This window comes from Brevibacillus sp. TJ4 (assembly GCF_044627595.2).
Lineage (GTDB): Bacteria > Bacillota > Bacilli > Brevibacillales > Brevibacillaceae > Brevibacillus.
Genome location: NZ_CP185865.1, coordinates 766,655 through 787,727 on the forward strand (window position 1 = coordinate 766,655; position 21,073 = coordinate 787,727).

21 protein-coding genes and 2 riboswitches are annotated in these 21,073 nt (G+C 54.2%); of the genes, 13 read left to right on the top strand and 8 right to left on the bottom strand.

All coding sequences use genetic code 11. The features are described from left to right. Nucleotides 1–45: 45 nt before the first annotated feature. Nucleotides 46–1,143 carry an HD-GYP domain-containing protein gene (locus ACAF76_RS03520; RefSeq protein ID WP_421617442.1) on the top strand — a complete coding sequence of 366 codons (1,098 nt, stop codon included), beginning with the start codon at nt 46–48 and terminating at the stop codon, nt 1,141–1,143. On the opposite strand, the gene corA is transcribed toward ACAF76_RS03520, so the two are convergent. Continuing rightward, on the bottom strand, nt 1,144–2,079 hold the full coding sequence (corA, locus tag ACAF76_RS03525; RefSeq protein ID WP_421617443.1) for a magnesium/cobalt transporter CorA: 936 nt from the start codon (nt 2,077–2,079) through the stop codon (nt 1,144–1,146). It abuts the gene before it with no gap. Next, entirely contained in the window at nt 2,027–2,215 is a 189-nt protein-coding gene (locus ACAF76_RS03530; protein WP_421617444.1) for a hypothetical protein, read from the bottom strand. Before ACAF76_RS03530 ends, corA begins: the two co-directional genes overlap by 53 nt. A gap of 248 nt (nt 2,216–2,463) precedes the next feature. Here ACAF76_RS03530 and ACAF76_RS03535 point away from each other — a divergent pair, with 248 nt between their 5' ends. From ACAF76_RS03535 to ribE, 6 genes are all read left to right on the top strand, one after another. Then, on the top strand, nt 2,464–3,780 hold the full coding sequence (locus ACAF76_RS03535) for a globin-coupled sensor protein (RefSeq protein WP_421617446.1): 1,317 nt from the start codon (nt 2,464–2,466) through the stop codon (nt 3,778–3,780). Nucleotides 3,781–3,968: 188 nt separating this feature from the next. Further along, the gene (yunB, locus tag ACAF76_RS03540) at nt 3,969–4,700 is read left to right on the top strand and encodes a sporulation protein YunB (protein ID WP_421617889.1); all 732 of its coding nucleotides are present in this window, start codon (nt 3,969–3,971) and stop codon (nt 4,698–4,700) included. Nucleotides 4,701–4,798: 98 nt separating this feature from the next. After that, nucleotides 4,799–4,945: riboswitch (FMN riboswitch) on the top strand. Between the two features lie 134 nt (nt 4,946–5,079). After that, a riboswitch (FMN riboswitch) is annotated at nt 5,080–5,227 on the top strand. 109 nt (nt 5,228–5,336) lie between these two features. After that, nucleotides 5,337–6,476: a bifunctional diaminohydroxyphosphoribosylaminopyrimidine deaminase/5-amino-6-(5-phosphoribosylamino)uracil reductase RibD gene (ribD, locus tag ACAF76_RS03545; RefSeq protein ID WP_421617448.1), complete on the top strand. Its 1,140-nt coding sequence runs from the start codon at nt 5,337–5,339 to the stop codon at nt 6,474–6,476. Next, nucleotides 6,461–7,117, top strand: a complete 657-nt coding sequence (locus ACAF76_RS03550; RefSeq protein ID WP_421617449.1) for a riboflavin synthase — start codon at nt 6,461–6,463, stop codon at nt 7,115–7,117. Before ribD ends, ACAF76_RS03550 begins: the two co-directional genes overlap by 16 nt. Before the next feature lie 16 nt (nt 7,118–7,133). Beyond that, complete coding sequence (locus tag ACAF76_RS03555; protein WP_421617450.1) at nt 7,134–8,330, top strand: bifunctional 3,4-dihydroxy-2-butanone-4-phosphate synthase/GTP cyclohydrolase II; 1,197 nt, start codon at nt 7,134–7,136, stop codon at nt 8,328–8,330. 20 nt (nt 8,331–8,350) lie between these two features. Further along, on the top strand, nt 8,351–8,815 hold the full coding sequence (gene ribE, locus ACAF76_RS03560; RefSeq protein ID WP_421617451.1) for a 6,7-dimethyl-8-ribityllumazine synthase: 465 nt from the start codon (nt 8,351–8,353) through the stop codon (nt 8,813–8,815). A 65-nt stretch (nt 8,816–8,880) separates the two neighbouring features. Here ribE and ACAF76_RS03565 read toward each other — a convergent pair whose 3' ends face one another. The 3 genes from ACAF76_RS03565 to ACAF76_RS03575 all read right to left on the bottom strand — a co-directional run bounded on the left by ACAF76_RS03565 (nt 8,881) and on the right by ACAF76_RS03575 (nt 13,095). Next, nucleotides 8,881–10,407: an aldehyde dehydrogenase family protein gene (locus ACAF76_RS03565; RefSeq protein ID WP_421617452.1), complete on the bottom strand. Its 1,527-nt coding sequence runs from the start codon at nt 10,405–10,407 to the stop codon at nt 8,881–8,883. A gap of 64 nt (nt 10,408–10,471) precedes the next feature. Further along, nucleotides 10,472–11,965: an IS1182 family transposase gene (locus ACAF76_RS03570; protein WP_421617453.1), complete on the bottom strand. Its 1,494-nt coding sequence runs from the start codon at nt 11,963–11,965 to the stop codon at nt 10,472–10,474. Nucleotides 11,966–12,084: 119 nt separating this feature from the next. Beyond that, a complete protein-coding gene (locus tag ACAF76_RS03575) occupies nt 12,085–13,095 on the bottom strand; it encodes a M23 family metallopeptidase (RefSeq protein WP_421617454.1) in 1,011 nt (336 codons plus the stop codon). Nucleotides 13,096–13,273: 178 nt separating this feature from the next. On the opposite strand from ACAF76_RS03575, the gene ACAF76_RS03580 reads away from it, so the two are divergent. The 3 genes from ACAF76_RS03580 (at nt 13,274) to lipA (ending at nt 17,569) form a co-directional block, all read left to right on the top strand. Continuing rightward, nucleotides 13,274–14,401, top strand: coding sequence for a metallophosphoesterase family protein (locus ACAF76_RS03580; RefSeq protein ID WP_421617455.1), 1,128 nt, complete (start codon nt 13,274–13,276; stop codon nt 14,399–14,401). After that, complete coding sequence (locus ACAF76_RS03585; protein WP_421617457.1) at nt 14,287–16,593, top strand: ATP-binding protein; 2,307 nt, start codon at nt 14,287–14,289, stop codon at nt 16,591–16,593. The genes ACAF76_RS03580 and ACAF76_RS03585 overlap by 115 nt, the downstream gene beginning before the upstream one ends. Nucleotides 16,594–16,681: 88 nt before the next feature. After that, nucleotides 16,682–17,569, top strand: a complete 888-nt coding sequence (gene lipA / locus ACAF76_RS03590; RefSeq protein ID WP_421617458.1) for a lipoyl synthase — start codon at nt 16,682–16,684, stop codon at nt 17,567–17,569. A 68-nt stretch (nt 17,570–17,637) separates the two neighbouring features. Here lipA and ACAF76_RS03595 read toward each other — a convergent pair whose 3' ends face one another. Continuing rightward, nucleotides 17,638–18,843 (bottom strand): YhcN/YlaJ family sporulation lipoprotein, encoded by a 1,206-nt coding sequence (locus ACAF76_RS03595; RefSeq protein ID WP_421617459.1) that lies wholly within the window; start codon nt 18,841–18,843, stop codon nt 17,638–17,640. Between the two features lie 127 nt (nt 18,844–18,970). On the opposite strand from ACAF76_RS03595, the gene ACAF76_RS03600 reads away from it, so the two are divergent. Further along, a complete protein-coding gene (locus ACAF76_RS03600) occupies nt 18,971–19,579 on the top strand; it encodes a YutD family protein (protein WP_421617460.1) in 609 nt (202 codons plus the stop codon). Nucleotides 19,580–19,651: 72 nt separating this feature from the next. On the opposite strand, the gene ACAF76_RS03605 is transcribed toward ACAF76_RS03600, so the two are convergent. Continuing rightward, the gene (locus tag ACAF76_RS03605; RefSeq protein ID WP_421617462.1) at nt 19,652–19,903 is read right to left on the bottom strand and encodes a hypothetical protein; all 252 of its coding nucleotides are present in this window, start codon (nt 19,901–19,903) and stop codon (nt 19,652–19,654) included. Nucleotides 19,904–19,999: 96 nt separating this feature from the next. Next, nucleotides 20,000–20,269, bottom strand: a complete 270-nt coding sequence (locus tag ACAF76_RS03610; protein ID WP_421617463.1) for a DUF3055 domain-containing protein — start codon at nt 20,267–20,269, stop codon at nt 20,000–20,002. Nucleotides 20,270–20,447: 178 nt separating this feature from the next. Between ACAF76_RS03610 and ACAF76_RS03615 the strand changes: the two genes are divergently transcribed. Continuing rightward, entirely contained in the window at nt 20,448–20,555 is a 108-nt protein-coding gene (locus ACAF76_RS03615) for an amino acid ABC transporter permease (protein WP_421617464.1), read from the top strand. A 10-nt stretch (nt 20,556–20,565) separates the two neighbouring features. Then, entirely contained in the window at nt 20,566–21,000 is a 435-nt protein-coding gene (gene hepT, locus ACAF76_RS03620) for a type VII toxin-antitoxin system HepT family RNase toxin (RefSeq protein ID WP_421617465.1), read from the top strand. Nucleotides 21,001–21,073: the final 73 nt, after the last annotated feature.

The window sequence follows — 21,073 nt, forward strand, 5'->3', positions numbered from 1 at the left end:
ACGTTATAATAGGGGTTACCATAGGGAAAGGCGAATGTTGGAAACATGAGATTAAAATCGATTCGCAATTGCCGTTCAGGGGAGACGCTTGCCCGTTCCATTTACACAGAGACAGGGATGGTCCTGGTGGGGGCCGGTGTAGTGTTGACAGACCGGATGATTGCCCGCTTAAAAGAAAAAAATATTACATCGCTGTACATCATGGATTCCCGCACTGACGATATTGTGGTGGACACCGTCATTTCCGAGGAGACACGCCGGGAAGCGATGTCATTGATCCATGAAACCTTCCAGGCTGTAGGAGACACGTCATCCAAAAAATGGAAAAACGTATTCGCCGACAAGCTGTTCGGACGCGAGCTCAGGCAGGTTATGAGCGCGATCGCCGACGAGGTAAAAAACTGCCGCTCTGCAATGAACTTGATGGCAGACGCGTGCGCCTACGACAACTATATTTTTTCCCATTCCTTCAATGTCGCCCTCTACAGCACTGCGATTGCGATGAAGACCGGCTTTTCCGAGAAAGAGGTTCTCGAGATCGGCACAGGTGGGCTGTTGCATGATATCGGAAAAACCTGTGTGCCCGACGAGATTTTGCAAAAGCCGGGCAGGCTTGATCCAGATGAGTTTGAATTGATGAAAAAGCATGCAGAACAAGGCTTTGAGATGCTGCGCAAACTGGATGATATTTCGCTTGTCGTCGCCCACTGTGCCTACCAGCATCACGAACGCTGGGACGGCTCCGGGTATCCCCGTGGCCTGAAGGGGGAGGACATCCATCCGTATGCCCGGCTGATGGCGGTGGCAGATGTGTTTGACGCGCTGACGACACATCGCGTGTATCGCTCGTCGGTCTTGCCTCACGTCGCGATGGAAATTTTGTACTCCGGCTCGAACACGATGTTTGATCCTACCTATGTGATCGCCATGCGCGACACGATCGCCCTGTATCCGGTCGGACTGAGCGTGACGCTGAACACCGGAGAATCGGGAGTTGTCATAGGAGGCAATGCCGGACTTCCGAGCCGTCCCATCATTCGCATTCTTTCCGATGAAAGTGGCCAGCAGGTAGACAAGCCGTATGAGTATGACCTCGGCAAGCGGCTCGACCTGATGATCGTCGCCTGTGATGAATTGATGTAGCTACAGCCACTCTTTCATTTTGAAGAACAAGTACATACTGATGCCCACCCCGGCCATGCACCCGAGAACGATGTAGTATCCGTAGGGGGATTCGAGCTCGGGCATGTTGGTAAAGTTCATCCCGTAGATGCCGGTAATGATCGTCAAGGGCATAAAGATGGTCGTCAAAGCTGTAAAAACGCGCATGATGTCATTGGCCCGACCTGTCAGGGAAGCCTGGTATGCTTCCCGCAGGTTGCTGATCAGGTCGCGGAAGGTGTCGAAGCTCTCGACCACTTTTGCCGAATCCTCCACGATGTCGCCAAACAGTTTTCGCACGTCCGGATCGATCAGCTCCAGTTCTTTTCGGTGCAGCATGTCGATCAGATCACGCTGCGGCAGCAGCATTTTGCGTGCGTACAAAATTTCGCTGCGCAGCCCGATGATCTGGTCCAGATGCGATTTGCGCGTATTCATCAAAATCTCTTCTTCCAGCTTTTCAATCAGATCCTCGATAAGCTCAATCACATCAAAATAGCGGTCCACGACTTCGTCGATCAGTTGGTAGAGAAATTCCGCCGGACGGTTGATTTCCTTTTCCCGCAGCAGGTTCAGCAGTTGCCCGAATTCGGGTGTTTCCTGTTTGGTAATCGTGATGATCGTATGGCGTCCGAGGAAGAGATTGATCTCCCGCAAAAAGATGTCCTGGTTGTGAAAGGCAATCCCGTTGACGACCAGAAAATAGTGGTCGTCGTACACTTGCAGCTTGGGTCGCTGCTCCTCCTCGTCAATGCAGTCTTCCACTGCCAGATGGTGCAGGCCGTACAAAGGCTGGAGCAGATCGAGATCGAACGGACTGGCATCGATCCAGTAAAATCCGTTTGCGGGCGGCTGCAAGGTTTCTTCAATTTCTTCCAGAGGGGTAATCAGCCCGTTTTGGATGAGCCGAATCTTCATCGTTTCTTCTCCTGCCAGTAGGTTGGGGAATCGAAGAGATGCGCGGCACGATTTTGCCGAGAACGAGCTCATAGGCGGCGAGCAGTGCAGCCTTGCTGGGCGGTGCGGGACTGACACGCTTGTTGACTGAGTCCACGTGACTTTCCTCCTTGCGTAGCCTTCTTCTTCTTTTCCCATGCTATGACTGCCAGTTTGTCTCCTATCCGAAGTTTTTCGCGCCTCTTTTCATTTGTAGTGTGCCTCATTTAGTATCTTTCACATCCCGGCTTTCTGCGGCAATCACGCTGTTTTTTGTTTACTTACTGCGGAAAAAGGGTATATAATTCAGAAGATACTTGCAATGGAAAAAACTGTGTCTCGATATCAATAAAAGGAGTCTACTTCATGTCGAAACGTCCGTTTTCCCGTTTATTTGGATCGAATACAAAGCCAAAAGGGGGGCTGTTCTTCACTGACCTGCAAAAGCAGGGAGAGGTGCGAGTACCGCAGCATTCTACCTTGGCGCGGCAGTTGGCCATGATCCAGTTGCGAGATGAAGATTTGGCGATTGCCAAGGCAATCCAGCCAATCATTGTAGAACATATCGATAAAATTGTAGACGCTTTCTACGAAAGCATTGCTACCGAAGAGCTGTTGATGCAAATTATTGACCGCAACAGTTCGATCGACCGGCTGAAGCTGACGCTGAACCGGCATATCCAGGAGATGTTTTCCGGCAGGATTGACGAGGAGTATTACCAGCAGAGAAGCAAGATCGCGGCAATCCACATGCGTATCGGGCTGGAGCCGAAATGGTACATGTGTGCCTTCCAAAACCTGCTGCGCTCGATTATCGAGCTGCTGAACCAGTCCATCCCGGACAAGCAGGAGCTGGTGGTGGCGATTCAAGCCGTCAACAAGATTTTGAGTATTGAGCAGCAAATCGTGCTTGAGGAGTACGAGAAGGAGCATGAGCAGGTCCGTCAGAGCGAGCAGCAGAAAAAGGACGAGCTGCGTGCCGTTCTGGCCAATTCCGCTCACGAGCTGGCCGCTGTGGCAGAAGAAAACAGCTCTTCCGTAGAAGAGTTGACCGAGCAGTCCCGCGAAGTGCTTCGCTTTGCCGAAAACGGGGCGGACTTCTCCAGCAAGGCGCAGCAGCTTTCTGTCGAAGGAAAGGAAAAGCTCGAGAACCAGCAGCAGCAGATGAATCTGATCGAGCAAAGCGTGGGACAGATCGCCCGCGAGATGGACATGCTCGAAGAAAACGCGGACAAAATCCGCGGTATTGTCGATGTCGTCACCGAGATTGCCGAGCAAACGAACTTGCTGGCTTTGAACGCGGCGATCGAGGCGGCGCGCGCAGGCGAGCAGGGGCGGGGTTTTGCTGTGGTGGCCGACGAAGTGCGCAAGCTGGCTGAGCAGACAAAACGGTCGGTTTCCGGAGTGCGCGAGCTGATTGAAAAAACGAACCAGCAGACAGTCGTCCTGTCATCGGTTGTCAAAGAGATTCAGGGGCTGGTTCATTCCAGCACGACGATGACAAGCGAGACCAATGCCTTTTTCGAGGGGATTATGAACGCTGTTTCCGAAAGCAGGGAGCAGAGCGGTCGCATCCAGCAGGAGCTGGAAAATTTCTTCCGGGTCATGGAGGATATGAACAACGCGGTTGCCCAGGTGGCAGAGTCGGCCGACGAATTGTCGGATATTACGGAGAATTTGTAGCAGGCACTTATTTGTCTACATATTTTACAAGAAGAAGCTGTCCCGTTTTTCGGGGCGGCTTTTTTGTATGGAGAAAAGGTGTCCGGTGGCGGATTCCGCTGTGCGCTGCGCAGCGAGCCGAGCCGGTTGCGGCCAAGGAAACGCTAGTCTTTTTTCCGGGATCAAGCCATAAAATGTACTACTGGGAGGTGACGGGCGTGGCGAAGTTTCGAACCCGTCGGCGTTGGAGAAACCCGCTTTCCCGCACCAAAGCGTTCTTTATTGCGCTGGTCATTTTTTTTGTGTTGATTATTCAATCACTCGTTTTGCTGGAAAAACGGCTGGAACCTACGCTGAAAATACTCGCAGCGCAAAAAGCGGAGCAACTGGCCAAGGAAGCGATCACTGATGCTGTGACGAAGCGGATTTCCCAACAGGGCGTCGACTTTAACGAAATCGTGATCATCGAGAAGGATAACGAAGGGCGAATCCAGGCGTATCAGTTCAACTTTCGCGAATATGCGCGCATCGTCGGGGAGACGACAGCGCGTGTACAAAACAGGCTGAAAGAGTTTGAGACGGAGAAGGTGGATCGCACCGTGCCGCTTGGGCTGGCTACGGGAAACAGCTTTCTGGCGTCGATGGGGCCAGATTTGCCGATCACGTTCGTACCGATCGGCTCTGTCAAGACGAGGCTGGAGACGGAGCTGGATGAAGCGGGGATCAATATGGTGCTGGCGACCGTCTATATTTACGTCGAGGTCGATTTGCGGATCGTCATTCCGTTTGCCACCGAGGAGCAGACGGTGACGACGAGAATCCCGATTACCCATTCGCTGATTATCGGCGACGTGCCGCAATACCTGTACAACAATCCGGACGGCAAGCCGGACGTGCCGCGAGCCAGGTCCGAGTACCAGTTGAATATGCCGGCGGATTGAGCGCTGGAGTCAGGGGTGTATTTTTCCACTTTGCACTTTTGGCAAGAAAAACAGGACAAAAGAGACGCAGAGTATGGTATAGTGGTAGGCAACTGAATACCAGCCTTCAGGGCAGGGTGAAAGTCCCGACCGGCGGTAATGACGAACGCACGTCTGAGCCCGCGACTCGCAGACCAGCTATTGGCTGCGACTGACTTGGTGGAAATCCAAGGCCGACGGTAAAGTCCGGATGGGAGAAGGTATTTGGAATAGCCTTTGCAAGCTGTTTTTTCGAAAAAAGCGGCATGCAAGGGCCTGCTTTCTTATGCCCCGCGCCCACAAGCACAGGGCATTTTTTATTGGCAAAGGAGGGAAAAGTAACACAGGCATCAATTTCATAGGCGATCTTCAGGGCAGGGTGAAAGTCCCGACCGGCGGTGATGACGATGAGCGTCTGAGCCCGCGACTCGCAGACCAGCTATCTGGGCTGCGACTGACTTGGTGGAAATCCAGGGCCGACGGTAAAGTCCGGATGGGAGAAGATGTGTTTGGCTTTCGTGCGCCGTCGAAAAAAACGGCATAAGAAGGCTTCTTTCCCCATGGCCCTGAAAACCCGGAGCGGTTTTTGGGGCTTTTTGTTTGCGAAAGGAGAGGAACATGGAGGACGCACGATATATGGCAATGGCTATCGAACTGGCGAAAACGGCAGAGGGACAGACGAGTCCCAATCCGCTGGTCGGGGCGGTAGTCGTCAAGGATGGTTTTGTGATCGGCATGGGAGCGCATGTGCGGGCAGGCGAACCTCATGCCGAGGTTCACGCCCTGCGCATGGCGGGCGAGCGGGCAGCATGCGCGACGCTCTACGTGACGCTGGAGCCATGCAGCCACCACGGAAAGACACCTCCATGCGCGGATGCGGTGATTGCAGCAGGTATTCGCCGCGTCGTAATCGCGACGCTCGATCCGAATCCGGCAGTTTCCGGTAGAGGTGCGGGCAAGCTGCGGGCGGCCGGAGTGGATGTCGTCGTCGGTGTCCGGGAAGCGGAGGCAGTCCGGCTGAATGAAGTGTTCTTTCATTTTATCCAGACCAGGCGGCCGTTCGTCACAGTCAAGACCGCGAGCACTCTGGACGGAAAAATTGCAACATCGACCGGTCACAGCAAATGGATCACCGGAGCAGCAGCACGCGAAGAGGTGCATGAGCTGCGCCGCAAACACGACGCGATACTGGTCGGAGCAGGCACGGTCCTGGCCGATGACCCCGAATTGACTGCGCGCAGGGACGGTCAGCCCTACGGCAAACAGCCAGTGCGGGTCATTTTGGACAGCAGATTGCGCATCCCGCTGTCCGCGCGCGTAGCACGAGTAGATCAGGCGCAGACGTGGGTCTGTACTACAGCGCGTTCGCCCGAGACAAAGCGCGAGGCGTTGGCCAGCCAGGGTGTGCAGGTGATCGTTTTGGATGAGCCGATCACGGTGGATGCGGTACTGTGTGCCCTCGGCGAGCGGGGCATTACCTCTTTGCTGGTGGAGGGAGGCGCGGAGGTGAACGGTTCGTTTTTGCGAGCGCGAGCCGTACAAAAGCTGATCAGCTATGTGTCGCTCAAACTGGTCGGCGGAAAAAACTCTCCTACCCCGTTTGGCGGCAGCGGCTTTGCCACGATGGACGAAGCCGTGATCTTGACCGGTACGAGCGTTGAGCAAATCGACGAGCAGGATATTCGCATTGTCGGTTACCCGTTGTGGAGAGAGCGGCATGTGAGAGGAGAGGAGGAAGGAACATGTTTACAGGTCTGATTGAGGAAGTTGGGCGTTTGGAAGCGATCGTGGGAAATGAGCAGGCGGGTTGTCTGGTGATCCGTGCGGAAAAGGTACTGGAAGGAGTCCAGCCAGGTGACAGCATCGCGGTCAACGGAGTCTGCTTGACCGTCACCTCTTTTACAGCTCGCCAGTTTCGCGCGGATGTCATGCCAGAGACATTGAACAAGACAAATCTGGGACGGCTGCGAACAGGGCAGCGGATCAATCTCGAACGGGCGATGCGGCTGGGGGATCGGTTTGGCGGTCATATCGTCTCGGGACATGTGGACGGTACGGGCGTGATTCTCTCCCGCCAACCGCATGCCAACGCGGTGCTGTTTCGCATCGAAGCCGCTCCGCAGTTATTGAAATACGTGATCCCGCGTGGCTCGATCTGCATCGACGGCATCAGTCTGACCGTCGTCGATGTGGAGGAGCAGAGCTTTGCCGTTTCCATCATTCCCCATACATTGGCCCAGACGAACTTGCAGGATCTGCGGGCAGGGGATTGGGTCAACCTGGAAATGGACGTAATCGGCAAGTACATCGAGCGATTGATGGGGGCTCGCCGTACTGACGAGGGAAAGACAGAAAACGGACTCAGCCTGGCATTTTTGCAGGAAAACGGATTTGTTTGACGAGGAGGGAAACGAGATGTTTCATCGCATAGAAGAGGCGCTGGAGGATTTGCGTCAAGGCAAGACGGTTATCGTCGTGGATGATGAGGACCGGGAAAACGAAGGGGATTTCGTCTGCCTGGCGGAAGCGGCGACGCCGGAGATGATCAATTTCATGGCAACCTACGGGCGCGGGTTGATCTGTGCACCGATCACGCTACAAACGGCACAACGCCTTCACCTGCAGCCGATGGTGGCAAACAATACGGACAAGCACGGCACGGCCTTTACCGTATCTGTCGACGAGATCGGTACGCATACGGGCATTTCCGCCCAGGAGCGTTCCCGGACCGTTCTGGCGATGTTGGACGAGACGAAGCAGGCAAGTGACTTTCGCCGGCCGGGACACATCTTTCCGCTGGTGGCCAAGCCTGGAGGCGTACTGCAACGGGCCGGGCATACGGAAGCTGCTGTCGACCTGGCTCGTATGGCGGGGAGCGCACCCGCAGCCGTAATTTGCGAAATCATGGACGAGGACGGTACGATGGCGCGTCTGCCGCAACTCGAAGAGATCGCCCGCCGCTTTGATCTGAAGCTGATTACGATTGCGGACTTGATTCGTCATCGGATTCAGACGGAGTCGCTCGTCAATCGAGAAGTGACCGTCGAGTTGCCGAGCGAATACGGAGACTTTCGGATCGCCGCCTACACCAATTTGTTGGACGGCAAAGAGCATGTCGCGCTGATCAAAGGAGAGATTTCGCCGGACGAAGCAGTGCTGGTGCGGGTTCATTCCGAGTGTCTGACTGGCGATGTATTCGGCTCGCTTCGCTGTGATTGCGGTCCGCAGCTACACCATGCACTGCAGCGAATCGAGCAGGAAGGCAAAGGCGTGCTGCTGTACATGCGCCAGGAAGGGCGGGGGATCGGACTGATCAACAAACTGCGCGCCTACCAGCTTCAGGAGCAAGGTCTGGATACGGTGGAGGCGAACGAAAAGCTGGGCTTCCCTGCCGACTTGCGGGAATACGGCATAGGGGCACAGATTTTGCGTGATCTGGGTGTTCGGCGGATGCGGCTGCTGACCAACAATCCGCGGAAGATTCGCGCCCTCAGCGGGTATGGCTTGCTGGTAGACGGACGCGAGCCGATCCAGATGCCGGATCAACAGCATAACTGGCGGTATTTGTCTGCCAAGCGCGAGAAGCTGGGACATTTGCTGCAACGCATGTAAAAAACAGGAGGAGAGACACAATGAAAACACATGAAGGAAATCTGATTGGAACCGGACTTCGTATCGGGATTGTCGCAGGGCGATTCAACGAACTGATTGTCAGCAAACTGGTAGGAGGAGCACTGGACGCCCTGAAGCGGCATGGCGTGAACGAAAACGACGTTGAGGTGGCATGGGTGCCGGGGGCGTTTGAAATTCCCCTGATTGCCAAAAAAATGGCCGAATCCGGGCGTTTCGATGCAGTTGTGACGCTGGGGGCGGTCATTCGCGGCGCTACTCCGCATTTTGACTACGTCTGCAACGAATGCGCCAAAGGAGTGGCTTCCCTTTCCCTGAGTACGGGAATCCCCGTCATTTTCGGCGTGCTGACTACCGACACGATCGAGCAGGCGATTGAGCGGGCAGGCACCAAGGCAGGGAACAAGGGCTGGGAAGCTGCTAGTGCAGCGATCGAAATGGCCAACTTGTCACGGCAATTTGCCTGAGCGCCATCAAAATCATCCCTTCGGCACAAGAGCCGAAGGGATTTTTCTTTATTTAGCAACAGTCCTTATCGCCTGCGAAACTCCCGCCAGATGGCAGCGAGCGTCTCTTTGTTCCACGTCCGCTTCGCTCCGTACAGAAGCCGGGTGATCCCGCTCATCATCGTCTGCTGATCCTCCGTGTACGGATACCAGTTCAACTCCCGCTTCTTGTCCCCGGGATCATGGATGATCGAGATGCTGTGCGTAAATGATTGCAGGCTGCCCATCCCGCGGTACCGGCCGATACCGCTCTGCTTGACGCCGCCAAAAGGCAGGTGCGGGTTGGCAAAGCTGATGATCACGTCGTTGATACAGACGTTTCCGCTTTCCAACCGCTCGGCGATCCGTCGCGCCTTTTGCTTGTCCTGTGACCAGACGGATGCGTTCAAACCGTACGGAGAGCTGTTGGCAAGCCGGATCGCTTCTTCTTCGTCGGATACGGCCATGATCGGAAGCACCGGACCAAACGTCTCCTCCTGCATGATTTTCATCTCCTGTGTCACTCCGGTCAGCACGGTTGGCGGCACAAACATCCCCTCATCGGGGAAAGTGCCTCCGGTGACGGCTGTCGCACCGTTGGCGATCGCATCCTCGACGTGTTCGCGGACGATCTCGATCTGTCTGGGGAACGTCATCGAGCCTATCTCGACCTGATCGGGAAAGCCTTGCCGCAGCACTTTCGTCTTTTCTGTAACAAGCTGGACAAAGCGGGTGTACACCGTTTCGTGGACGTAGACCCGTTCCACCGACATGCACACCTGGCCGGAATTGGTAAAAGCTCCCCAGACAGCGGCGTTGGCAGCGCGCTCCAAATTGGCGTCGGCACAGACGATCATCGGGTCTTTTCCACCCAGCTCCAGTTCGACCGGAATCAACTTCTCGGCTGCAGCCGCCATGATCGTTTTTCCTGTGCGCACCGATCCGGTGAAGAAAATTTTATCAGGATCCGCCTGTACCAGCGCTGCTCCGACCTTGCCCCCTCCGTGCAGGACGGAAACGACATCGGGCGGGAATGAGACGGCGCGAAACAGTTCCTCGATCGCCAGTCCGGTCGCCGGGGTTACCTCGGACGGCTTGAGCACGACTGTATTGCCTGCCAAAAGTGCCGACAGGACGGGGATGACAGCGAGCTGAAACGGGTAGTTCCACGGGGCGATGACAGCGACTACGCCCATTGGCTTGTAGTGAATGTACGACTTTTTGGGCCAGAGCAGCAATGGCGTCTTCACCTTTTGCGGAGCGAGCATGCGTCTGGCGTTCTTTTCGTAAAAGCGAATCGTATCGACAGTCACGAATATTTCTGTCATGTATGCTTCAAACAGAACTTTTCCCGTATCGTTGCTGATGCGTCTGGCCCATTCTTCGCCGTGTTCGACCAGAAACTCGCGAAGCCTTCTTAAATAGTCGAGCCGGACCTGCAAGGGAGTGGCAGCCCATGCAGGGAAAGCCTCCTTTGCCCGTTTCATCGTCTCGTTGACTTGCTCGTCTGTAGCTACCGGCAGCGTGCCGGAGAATTCCCCGGTAGCGGGATTGTGCAGGGAAAGGAGCGACATGTTGCAATCACCTCTATGGATCGGGGCTTTTGCCCCGGAATCGGTCGTGTGCTTATCCTCCATTCTAGGTTTCGCTCTTTTCGCCTGTCAAATGAAAGGAAGCGGTGCTTCCCCAGATTGCAGACAAACTCCCTCGCTGAACGAACAGCAGAGGGAGTTTGTTTAATAATTTGATGAAAATACCGAAGGTGTTTTGATCGTTCACCTTTTGGCGACCTGATTTCCATAGCCAGGTCGCCATTTTTTTCAAGTTCATGGCAGCGAAAACAAGCATCGCCTGCATCGTGACCTTCTCCAGTCCTCGTAAGGTCGTCCAACGCATGCCATGCTTTTCCTTCATATCAGCGAATACACGTTCAATCGTTTCTTTCCGTTTGCTATAGATTTGTTTGTTTTCCTCGGTATGCCGGAGGTGGTCTACCTCTTCGAGGTAATCAGCCCAGATGTGGCGACTCACTCTCTTTGTGTAGTCTTTACTTTCCGTGCATTGTTTCAAGAACGGACAACTTCGGCAAACTTGAGAATTTGATCGATAGATACGGTACCCATCCTTGTTTGTTGTCTCATATGTTAAGATTTGCTCGTTCGGGCAGATGTAGCAGTCGAAATATTCATCATACACATATTCGTGCTTTTTAAAAAAACCTTCTTTGGTGCGTGGTCTTGTGTAGGGCATAACGGGGCGAATCTGGTCATCAAGGAGTGTTTTACTGATGTAAGGCGTCTTGTATCCCGAGTCCACTGCCACAGCTTGAGGCTGTGCAAACGTCTTTCGCACTTGATTCAAAACATCCTCAAAAACCTGACTGTCATGCACATTGCCTGGCGTTACCTTGGCACCAAGCACAAATCCATTTCGATCACATGCTGTATGAAAACTATAAGCAAATACACGTTCCTTTTCCCCTTTTACAAACAATCCGCAATCCGGGTCAGTTGTGCTGACTTTCACCTCCTTCTTCGAAGTTTCTGTCTTTTTTTCAAGGGGCTTCTTTCCATGTGCAATACGATCCTGATTGATTTCTTCGTCCAGCAGCTCTTGATATTTCTTCGCTTGTTCTTCAACGATTTCTTTCACGTATTTATGCTTATTCGCACTGGCTTTTACATGCGTAGCATCAATGAAAAGCACATCAGGCTTCACGAATCCATGATGAACCGCCTCCTCCAATATTCGAAGGAAGATCGACTCGAAGAGTTGAGTATCCCGAAAACGGCGAACATAGTTCTTGCCTAGGGTCGTGAAATGGGGAATGGGCTGACTGAAATCATAGCCAATAAACCACCGATAGGCAACATTGGTTTCGATCTCTTTAATCGTTTGTCGCATGGAACGAATTCCAAAAATATATTGGATGAAAGCAATTTTAACTAAGACTACAGGGTCAACACTGGGTCTGCCATTGTCATGACAGTAGAGGCTTTCCACCAAGTCATAGATGAACGAAAAGTCGATTGCATTTTCAATTTTTCTTACGAGATGATCTTCTGGCACCAACTCATCTAGCGAGAATGCAGATATCTGATAACGCCCTTCGGCCTCTTGCTTATTAAGCATAATGCCACCTCTAAAAAATAACTTTTGAAAACGTAACATGTTCTATATTCAACAAAAAAGCCTGCAGACCCTGTTCCTTACGGAACTTTGTCTACAGGCTGAGGAAGCGGTGCTTCCCGTCACCGCTTCCTGCTCTGCCGCTCCCAGCGAATGAGATACGGATATGGATCAAATGCCCATTCATTCCCGCCTGTCTCCCGGTACATCCCGTAGTGGAGATGGGGCGGAAACTTTCCGGAAGTGCCCGGCTTGCCGTAGCCGGAGCTGCCGACGTAGCCGATGACCTCTCCGGGCTCGACAATATCTCCTTGCTTCAGGCCTTTTTTGAATGAAGAGAGATGGGCGAAATAGTGGTACACATTGCTCATGTCCCGCATGCCGATCCGCCATCCGCCATAGCGGTTCCAGCCAATGACTTCGATGATGCCGTAGCCGGTGCTCAGTACCGGCGTACCGTGACTGGCGAATATGTCTGTTCCTTCGTGAATTCGTCTGCCGCCCCAGCCGCGCGGGTAGCCCCAGGTGCTGCGGTAGCTGTATGTGTATCTGCTCGGGATGGGGAAGCTACGTCCGTCCAAATCGAGATGCTGGTACTTTTCGTATATCGTGGAAAACTGGTCGATGGTGCGTACTGCGCGGTCTCGCTGGTAGTAGTTCCACAGTCCGATCAGCCAATCTTCACGGGCGTACCCGTAGGAAGAAAAGTGGTGGATCAGCGTGGCCAGCACGTCGCGATCATTGGTTCGCTCTGCCTTTCCGTCTCCATCGCCATCGACTCCGACGCCTTCAAAAAAGCGGATGGAATCCGGATTCGTGTCGTCCTGATCAGGATTTAGGGGACCGCACCAACGATCGGCGGGAATCTCGATAGCGGTCAGTCGTGCGGAAGGCGCATCGCTCTTTTGCTTTCGGCCTACCTGCATGGCCCGCTCGTATTGATCGATGGCAGCCAGATAGGTCCAGGGAATCCCGTGCGTTGCCTCCAGTTCCTGAAACAGCTGCAAACGCTCTTGTTTGACCGGATCTTTCGCCGGTGCGGCGGACGGAGCCTTGGCAGTGGCAGGTAATCCTGGCGCAAGCAAAACCGCCACAGACAAACCAATTTGCATGATGAGGCGGAAAACTCTCATTGGTCTCCCTCCACCCGGTTTTTCTCCTTTGTATTGTTTGACCCTGACATTTGTTTATCCCAGATAGATTTTGGAAGTACGCGGCAAAATCGCTTTGCAAAGGGAGAGCTTCTCGATTATGATAAAAAGGGAAAATATGTTCGTAGTTTTTGGCGTGCGCTGAGGAGGTCTGGAGGCTTTGCTGAAATTTATCCATAGCGCGGACATTCATTTGGATGCGCCGCTTCACCACTTGTCGGAACTGTACGATCTGCGCCAGGACGATCTGCGTCGCACCATGCGCAACATCCGCGATCTCGTGCTGGAGCGTCAGGCAGACTTTTGGCTGATCGCAGGGGATATGCTGGAGCATCACGGAGGCAGACGCGCAACCGCACTGTTTTTGAGCGACCTGTTTGCCAGCGTGGCTCCGGTTCCGGTCTGCATCGCTCCGGGAAATCACGATCCGTGGCGCGACGATTCCTTTTACCAGAGCATTTCCTGGCCAGCCAACGTCTTCTGGTTTACCCCGGAGTGGGGGGCGTTTGAGTTTCCGGAAAAAGGCTGCGTCATTTACGGCTGGGGCTTTCCGCAGCCGCATGTATACGATTCTCCGCTGGACAGCTTCCCTGGCAAACTTTCCGGCTACGCCCATCATCTGATGGTACTGCACGCCAGTGTCACCAGCGCCAAGGCCGAAGAGCACGATCCGTACGCGCCAGTGTCGGTGCAGCAGCTTGCCGATACCGGCATGGACTACATCGCGCTCGGGCATATCCACAAGCCTGTCCAGTTTCTTCATCCAGGAAAAATGCAGCCCTTTGCCGCCTATCCAGGAACGCCGGAAGCGTTGACCGCAAAAGAAGAGGGCGAGCGCTGTGTGCTGTACGGAGAACTGGATGATGCCGGAAAACTGCACTTGGAGGCAGTGCCGGTGCAGCAGCGTCAAGTCAGCAAACGGCAGATTTCCATAGCCGGAGCACATACGATGGAGCAGGTGGTCGAGCAAATCGAACGCGAACTGGCGAACGAACCGGAGGAAAACATGGTGTACGTCACCTTGAGCGGAGAGCGTGCCGCACATTTCACCCCTGCTCTTGGCGTGCTGGAGCAGCGGTTTGCCCGTCGCTTTTTCCTGATTCGCTTCCGGGACGAGAGCTGGCCTGATGTTGACGAGCAGAAGCTGATCGCCGAAGGGGGCGTGTTCGGCAGATGGCTGGCGTTGCTGGCGGATGCCGAGCAGCGGGCGGGCAGCGAGGAAGAGCGGCAGATCGCCAGTCTGGCGCGAAAAGAAGCGCTGAAGCGGATCGGAGGGAGCATGCGGTGAGAATCGAGGAGCTGCACGTAAAAGGCTTTGGTAAATGGCAGGACGCATCGTTTCGCTTTGCACCGGGAATCAACTTGTTCGAAGCTCCCAACGAAGCAGGGAAGTCGACCCTGCTGCAAGCGATCTTCGCCGCGCTGTACGGGATGAAGCGGGATTACGTGAAGACGACGCGCTATCTGCCGGAATACGAGAAATACCGGCCCTGGCACCTGGGCGAATACGAAACGATCATTACATACACGCTCGCCGGCAAAACGTATCGGCTGCATCGCACCTTGCACAAAGAGCGGGAGCAGACCCGGCTTTTTTTGCTGCCGGACTGGACAGAGCTGACAGACGTATACCACGAGGATCGGCGCAAGGAGCGTGATTTTCTCGAACGCCATCTCGGTCTTACCCGCACCATGTTCACGGACGTGACCTGGATCAAGCGGGAACCACTGTCAGCCAGCGAGCACCTGCTGCCGGCGCTCAAGGGGGACGCGGAAGCTGACGATGCCACGCCTGTTGTACGCCAGCTTCTCGAGGAGCTGGAGCGCGAAGCAGGGGCGATCGGGGTGAAGGAGCGGGCCGAAAATACGCTTTTGGGCAAAGCTGCCTCCCTCGCAGCACAAAAGGAGCAGGAGTTGATGCAGGCGCAGTCGATGTGGCAGGAGGTCGCGCAGTTGACGCGGCAGATTGCCGACTGGGAAGCGCAAAAAAGTGCCGGAGAGCAGCGGAAAATGCGCGTGCAGCGCAAAAAGGAACTGGCTGTGCAGCGTGAAGCCGCCTGGCAGGAGCGCTGGAGACGCAGCTACGTCCTTCCGGATGAACAGGGATGGGCATGGTGGATGGAGACAGCAGCTTCGGAAGCGGAGCGCGCGCTACACGAAAGGAGCAAAGCTGCCCTCACAGATGCCTTGAAAGAACCCAATCCTGCCCTGCATGACCGGGAACAAGAAACACAGGCGCAGTGGGAGAAGGTAAACGCCGATTACCAACGAGGTTTGCAGATTCGCCGCGAATGGGAAAACGCCCATTTCCAACTGGCACAGGCTGCCGTCTCGCAAGCGGCTACCGGAGGCAGGCGCAGCCAGCGTTCCCGAACGCGCAAAAGCTACACGACGTGGTTCTTCGCTATTGCTTGTCTGTTTGCCGGAATGGGGGCGATCTCCCTTATGTTTGCGGAATGGACAAACGGAGCAGTCGCCTGCGCGCTGGCCGTTTTGTCTGCGCTGATTGCGCTGGCGGCAAGGCGCAGACAGTCAGGAGCAAGGACGCAGGAGCGCGGCCTGTCTGAATGGGAGACGTGGCACGGGGAAACAGAGCGTCTCGGTGATCAGCTTGCCCAGTTGTTTCAAGTCTGGGGGGTAGCAGATTGGGATTCCTTTTTGCAGATGCGCGAGAAGCTGCGAGAGGAACACCACGCCAACGAACTTGCCAAATCCGCGGTTCAGGCAGGCAGTCAGGAGAGAGCGGATGCGATTCTCCGCGATTGGGGAGAGCGTCTGCGCGAATGTCTGAACGAAGAGCGTCCGCAGTGGGAGCAGGAGCTGCAGGCAAGTGAGGATGAATTGCAGCAGGCTGAGCAGGAGTTGCAGCATCTTCGCGAGCAGATCGCACGTGCCCAGGGGCAGCTTGAGGCACGTGACGGCGTATCGCTGGCGAAGGCGCAGAGCGAATATGATGCGGCTGTACGAGAAGTCCGGGAATTGCAGATGAGACGGGAAGCGCTGCGGCTTGCCGGCGACACCCTGCGGGAAGCTGCGGCGACGTGGAACCGCGACATCTCGGCGGCTGTCAGCGATACGGCCTCACAGGTGATGACACAACTGTCGGGTGGCGTTTACCAGCAGATTCGGCTAGACCCGCGCGAAGGGTTCCGCATCCGCCTGCTGGAGCCGAAGACCAGGCAGGTTTTGGAGCAGGAGCAGTTTTCGACCGGAACGCAGGACCAGTTGTACTTTGCCCAAAGAATTGCCCTGTTTACGCATTTTAGCGAGCAGACCGAGCCGCTGCCGCTGTTTCTCGATGACCATTTTGTCCACTATGACCAGCAACGGTTGGAACAGGCCTTGGACTACGTTGCGATGCTCAGTGAACAGCACCAGATATTTTTGTTTACGTGCATGCAGCGGGAAGGGGCGTATTTGCAGCCGCTGCTCAGCTCCGCAAATCGCCATGCCCTTCATCGTCTGGTTCTGAGCCGTTGATGAGCCGCTGAGGTGCGTCAAAAGGTTGCTCCGCTTCCAGGCAAGCTCTATAATGTAGGGAAATGAAGACAAATGAGGAGTGAGCCCATTGACACTACGCAAACCAGAGTGGCTCAAGATCAATCTCGTATCAGGCAGCGAATTGGCCAATTTTCGAGAATTGAAACAAACGATGCGGAGCAAGACGCTGCACACCGTATGTGAAGAAGCGAAATGTCCCAATATTCACGAATGCTGGGCCAACCGTACAGCTACGTTTATGATTTTAGGCGATATATGCACGCGCGCCTGTCGCTTTTGCGCCGTCAAGACAGGGTTGCCGACGGAGCTCGACCTGGCCGAGCCGGAGCGCGTGGCAGAGGCGGCAGAACAGATGGGTCTCAAGCACGTGGTAGTTACTTCTGTTGCCCGGGACGACTTGGCAGACGGAGGAGCGCAGATTTTCGCGGAGACGATCAAAGCGATTCGCAAGCGCTTGCCGCTGGCTACGGTCGAAGTGCTGATTCCCGATTTTATGGGCAATTGGGATGCCCTGAAGGTCGTTATGGATGCCAAACCAGACGTGTTGAACCACAACATCGAGGCGGTACGCAGACTGTCCGATCGGGTGCGGGCACGCGCCAAGTACGACCGTACGCTTGCCCTGCTGAAAAAAGCAAAAGAACTCCAGCCTGACATTCCCACCAAATCGAGCCTGATGATCGGGGTAGGGGAAACCATCGAGGAAATTCTGGAGACGATGGACGATCTGCGGGCAGTCGATGTCAACATTATGACGATCGGCCAGTATTTGCAGCCGACGAAAAAGCATCTTGGCGTGGTGAACTACTATCACCCCGATGAATTTGCAATGCTCAAGGAAGAGGGCATGAAGCGCGGCTTCAGCCATGTCGAATCGGGGCCGTTGGTGCGCAGCTCGTATCACGCCCACGAACAGGCGAATGCGGCGAAAGAAACGATCGCCCAGGCCAGATAACAGCAAAAAACCACCCGCCGGGCAATGGTTGCCGAGGTGGGTGGTTTTGTCCTTATTCGACAAGCATGTTACCTGCCAGAAGTGTTACCGTGCTGTCCGGCAGTTCGTTGCGTGCGAGCCTCTTCACGTTCTGTTTTGCCACCCATGCGCTTGATCAGCGGAGTGACATTCATCTCATGGTGTCCAGCAGAGGAGACGTTGCTGGAGCGACTCGCGGTAGTGGTCAGCTCCTGCACGATATTCGGGTCCGTCGTTACATACACTTTGTAATAGCGCGGCGCGATCGACATGGCGTTTTGTCTCGCCTGTTTTTTCGCGGTATTTGCTTCCTGACCTGTCGTGTTCAGACCGACCAGGATTTCTTCGTCGGTAACCAGTACCGTGGAGCGTTCTACGCCAGGGCAGCTGGCTGTTACGTTGCTCACTGCTTGGGCCAGGGCATCACGATCGACATAGACATGATCCAGACCGTTCGTACGGATCTGGTTGCTGTTCGTCTGGGAGTACCCCAAACGGGTCATGCCTGTTTGCATTGCTCCCATGCCTCGTCTGTTGTTCGTATTGCTTTGGTAGATCGAGTGGGTGCCTGTATTGCCTGTCGTACCGTTTGCACCAGTGAAGCCGCCAGTTCCGGTCATGCCGTTAGTTCCCGTCATGCCGCCTGTCATACCGCCAGTTCCCGTCATACCGCCTGTCATGCCGCCAGTTCCGGCAGTACCCATGCCTGTTCTGCCGTCGGGGAAGGCAGTGTATGGACGGGCACCGTTGTTGTTGTTATTGATGTTGAAGTCATGGCCGAGGCCGATACCGGCAGTGCCGTATCCGCCGTTACCAGGTGCAGTCCAGCCAAATCGTCCGTTATTGCCGGCCATTCCGTCTGCACCAAAACCGCGATTGCCGTCTGTACGCAGGCCATTCGTTCCAAATGGGCGGGTGCCATCTCCCCGAACGCCATCCGTGTGACGGAAGCCAAATCCATTGCGCATTCCGCCGAATGTGCCTGCACCTTGACGGTTTCCAGTGGATTGCCCATACGTCGTACCATTGGTTCCGTCAAATCCGGTACCATTGTACCCTGCACCATTTCGGCCAACACCGAAATTTTGCACTCCGTAATTTCGCGTATTCATCCCATCAGCGCCATACCCCATGCCTGCTCGTTGCGTGTTGGTCGTGTTGTTGGGACTCGTGTAATTCGGAGCAGCGTTGTTGCCACAAGCGGAAACCATCAATGCAAAGCCTGCAATTGCTGGAATGAGCCACTTTTTGCTCAATGTGAACACCCCCCTAAGCGATAGAATGTCCAGCGACTCGATTCCGTTTTCGTGGGAATTTTATCTCTTGTTGCATGAAATATGGTAAGATGGTCGTAATACGGAGCAAAGCAAGGAGGAAGCGGATTTGATTCGCACGCAAGCCGGTACTTATGAAGTCATAGAAGAAAATCGCGATGGCTGGAATCCGGAGGCATTCAAGGAGCGGTACAGCGATATTCTCGATAAATACGATTACATCGTGGGCGATTGGGGATATGGCCAGCTTCGTTTGCGGGGGTTTTATTCGGACTCGAACCGCAAAGTACCGTTCGAGCAGCGAATCTCCGCTTTGGACGAATACCTGCATGAATTTTGTAATTTTGGCTGTCCGTATTTCGTGCTGCAAAAGGTAAAGGCAAACCAGCTCACGGATCAGGACCAGTCCCAGTACGAGGATGAAATCGTGGAGACGCGGCCGCTGCAAACAGGAGAAGGTGCGGGCGCGGAGCGAAAAGAGCGCCGTCGTTACTATCCCCGACCCAACAAACAGGAGCGGGAACAGCGTTCCAACGGTTCCAAGGGAAATGGGCCCGGACGCAACGATCGTCCAGACAAGCCCAAATACAACAAGGACAAGCCAGACAAAAACGGCAGGGACGGTGGAAAGGAAAAACGGCCACCATCGCAGTCCAGACCCAACCGGGACCGCGACAAGGTATCGAGCGGTCCAAACCAGCCGAAGCGGGATACGTAAAGCGATATAACGTATAGAAGACAAAAAAGCAACAAGCCCTTTTTCGGAGCTTGTTGCTTTTTTTCGCCAGACCTAATAACCGTATGGGTAGCCGTATGGGTACGGATAAGGCGTGTATGGGTACGGATAAGGATACGGATACGGGTACGGGTAGTAGCCCGGACCAAAAGGAAGGATGATGGGAAAAAACACATCAAAGTTTCTCCGCCTTCTACCGCGCCAAAAAACGGGATGAGCCTGGTCTTCGGGGACTTGCTGGTACTCCAGCTCATGGGAAAACTCTGGTTGCTGCTGATACGTAAAGTCGGGCTGATAAGGTTGCATCGTGCGCTCTGCACTCCTCTCAATATCTGATGTGCAGTAGCAGTATACGGGATAAAAGCCCTTGTGGCGCTTTGTCCATTCAAAATAGGCGTCCGTCTAAATGACAGTCTCCAAAAACGAGAGCAGCTCTGCCGCTTCTTGTTCACTGAGGTTAAAGGCAAATTCCAGATACCCTTCTTCCTTCAGATCATCCTGTCCGATAATGGCAGAGCGGCCATTTTGAATGTTGATGACCAGCTTTTTGCCGTAGAAATGGTTCGTCTGGGTGATGGCCAGATCGAAACGAGTCGTTTCTCCCGTAAAGCTGACAAAACGGGTCTTTGTGTCCTCTGTCTCATCGTACAAGTAAAACAATTCCTGGGTCATACGTCTCCCCCTGTTTTCATGTAAGTTTGGGAAAAAGCCTTCGTCATGTACCTATCGTACACCGAAGAGGCTTGGATTTCCAAAAGGCTGATCACGATTCATTGTAACATAAAGTTGAGTGCGATTCGTGACAGCGTGTACAAATTTGGTATACTGGTGTTGAAAAGGGGTGAAGGCAGTGAGCAATTCCTATCTGCGGGAAGGGGAATTGGTTATTCTCGTCCTCGTTTTGACCTTTATCATCACGATCGTATACGCAAAACGAAAAGGAAAAAAGCAAAAGTAAGGAGAATTCCATGTACGATGTAAATACTGAACGGATCGATCAGGTGTTGCAGCATATGCAGCGCTCGATCGGCCTCTTGCAGACGTTGAGCGGGCGGGGAGCAGAAGCGGTGCTGGCCGATGAAGTGGCGGTGGCTGCGATGGAGCGGGCCCTTCACCTGGCGATTGAAGCCGTAATCGACGTAGGGAATTTGTTGATTGACGGATTTATTATGCGCGACCCTGGAAGCTATGCAGACATTGTGGAAATCCTCCGCGACGAGCAAGTCATTGACGACGGACAGGCGCGGCAATTGACGAAGGCTACGGAATTCCGCCGTCATCTGGTCAATGAGTATACCCATGTACCGGTAAAAGACATGTTTGTGTTGGTGACAGAGGTGCTGGACAGCTTCCGTCAATTTGATCCGGCTGTACGGGCCTATCTGGAAAAAGAACTGTTTTAGAACAGAACTGCGGATTTTTTATACAAAACCATTTCATTTGTTTACTAACGTGTCGAAATCCGCTACAATAGAG

What these genes read in the sequence shown, in the direction of transcription:
- ribD (WP_421617448.1), top strand. Translation starts at nt 5,337, where the DNA reads ATGGAGGACGCACGATATATGGCAATGGCTATCGAACTGGCGAAAACG.
- ACAF76_RS03520 (WP_421617442.1), top strand. Translation starts at nt 46, where the DNA reads ATGAGATTAAAATCGATTCGCAATTGCCGTTCAGGGGAGACGCTTGCC.
- ACAF76_RS03565 (WP_421617452.1), bottom strand. Translation starts at nt 10,407, where the DNA reads ATGTCGCTCCTTTCCCTGCACAATCCCGCTACCGGGGAATTCTCCGGC.
- ACAF76_RS03555 (WP_421617450.1), top strand. Translation starts at nt 7,134, where the DNA reads ATGTTTCATCGCATAGAAGAGGCGCTGGAGGATTTGCGTCAAGGCAAG.
- corA (WP_421617443.1), bottom strand. Translation starts at nt 2,079, where the DNA reads ATGAAGATTCGGCTCATCCAAAACGGGCTGATTACCCCTCTGGAAGAA.
- ACAF76_RS03585 (WP_421617457.1), top strand. Translation starts at nt 14,287, where the DNA reads ATGGCTGGCGTTGCTGGCGGATGCCGAGCAGCGGGCGGGCAGCGAGGA.
- hepT (WP_421617465.1), top strand. Translation starts at nt 20,566, where the DNA reads ATGTACGATGTAAATACTGAACGGATCGATCAGGTGTTGCAGCATATG.
- ACAF76_RS03605 (WP_421617462.1), bottom strand. Translation starts at nt 19,903, where the DNA reads ATGCAACCTTATCAGCCCGACTTTACGTATCAGCAGCAACCAGAGTTT.
- ACAF76_RS03550 (WP_421617449.1), top strand. Translation starts at nt 6,461, where the DNA reads ATGTTTACAGGTCTGATTGAGGAAGTTGGGCGTTTGGAAGCGATCGTG.
- ribE (WP_421617451.1), top strand. Translation starts at nt 8,351, where the DNA reads ATGAAAACACATGAAGGAAATCTGATTGGAACCGGACTTCGTATCGGG.
- ACAF76_RS03535 (WP_421617446.1), top strand. Translation starts at nt 2,464, where the DNA reads ATGTCGAAACGTCCGTTTTCCCGTTTATTTGGATCGAATACAAAGCCA.
- ACAF76_RS03575 (WP_421617454.1), bottom strand. Translation starts at nt 13,095, where the DNA reads ATGAGAGTTTTCCGCCTCATCATGCAAATTGGTTTGTCTGTGGCGGTT.
- ACAF76_RS03570 (WP_421617453.1), bottom strand. Translation starts at nt 11,965, where the DNA reads ATGCTTAATAAGCAAGAGGCCGAAGGGCGTTATCAGATATCTGCATTC.
- ACAF76_RS03610 (WP_421617463.1), bottom strand. Translation starts at nt 20,269, where the DNA reads ATGACCCAGGAATTGTTTTACTTGTACGATGAGACAGAGGACACAAAG.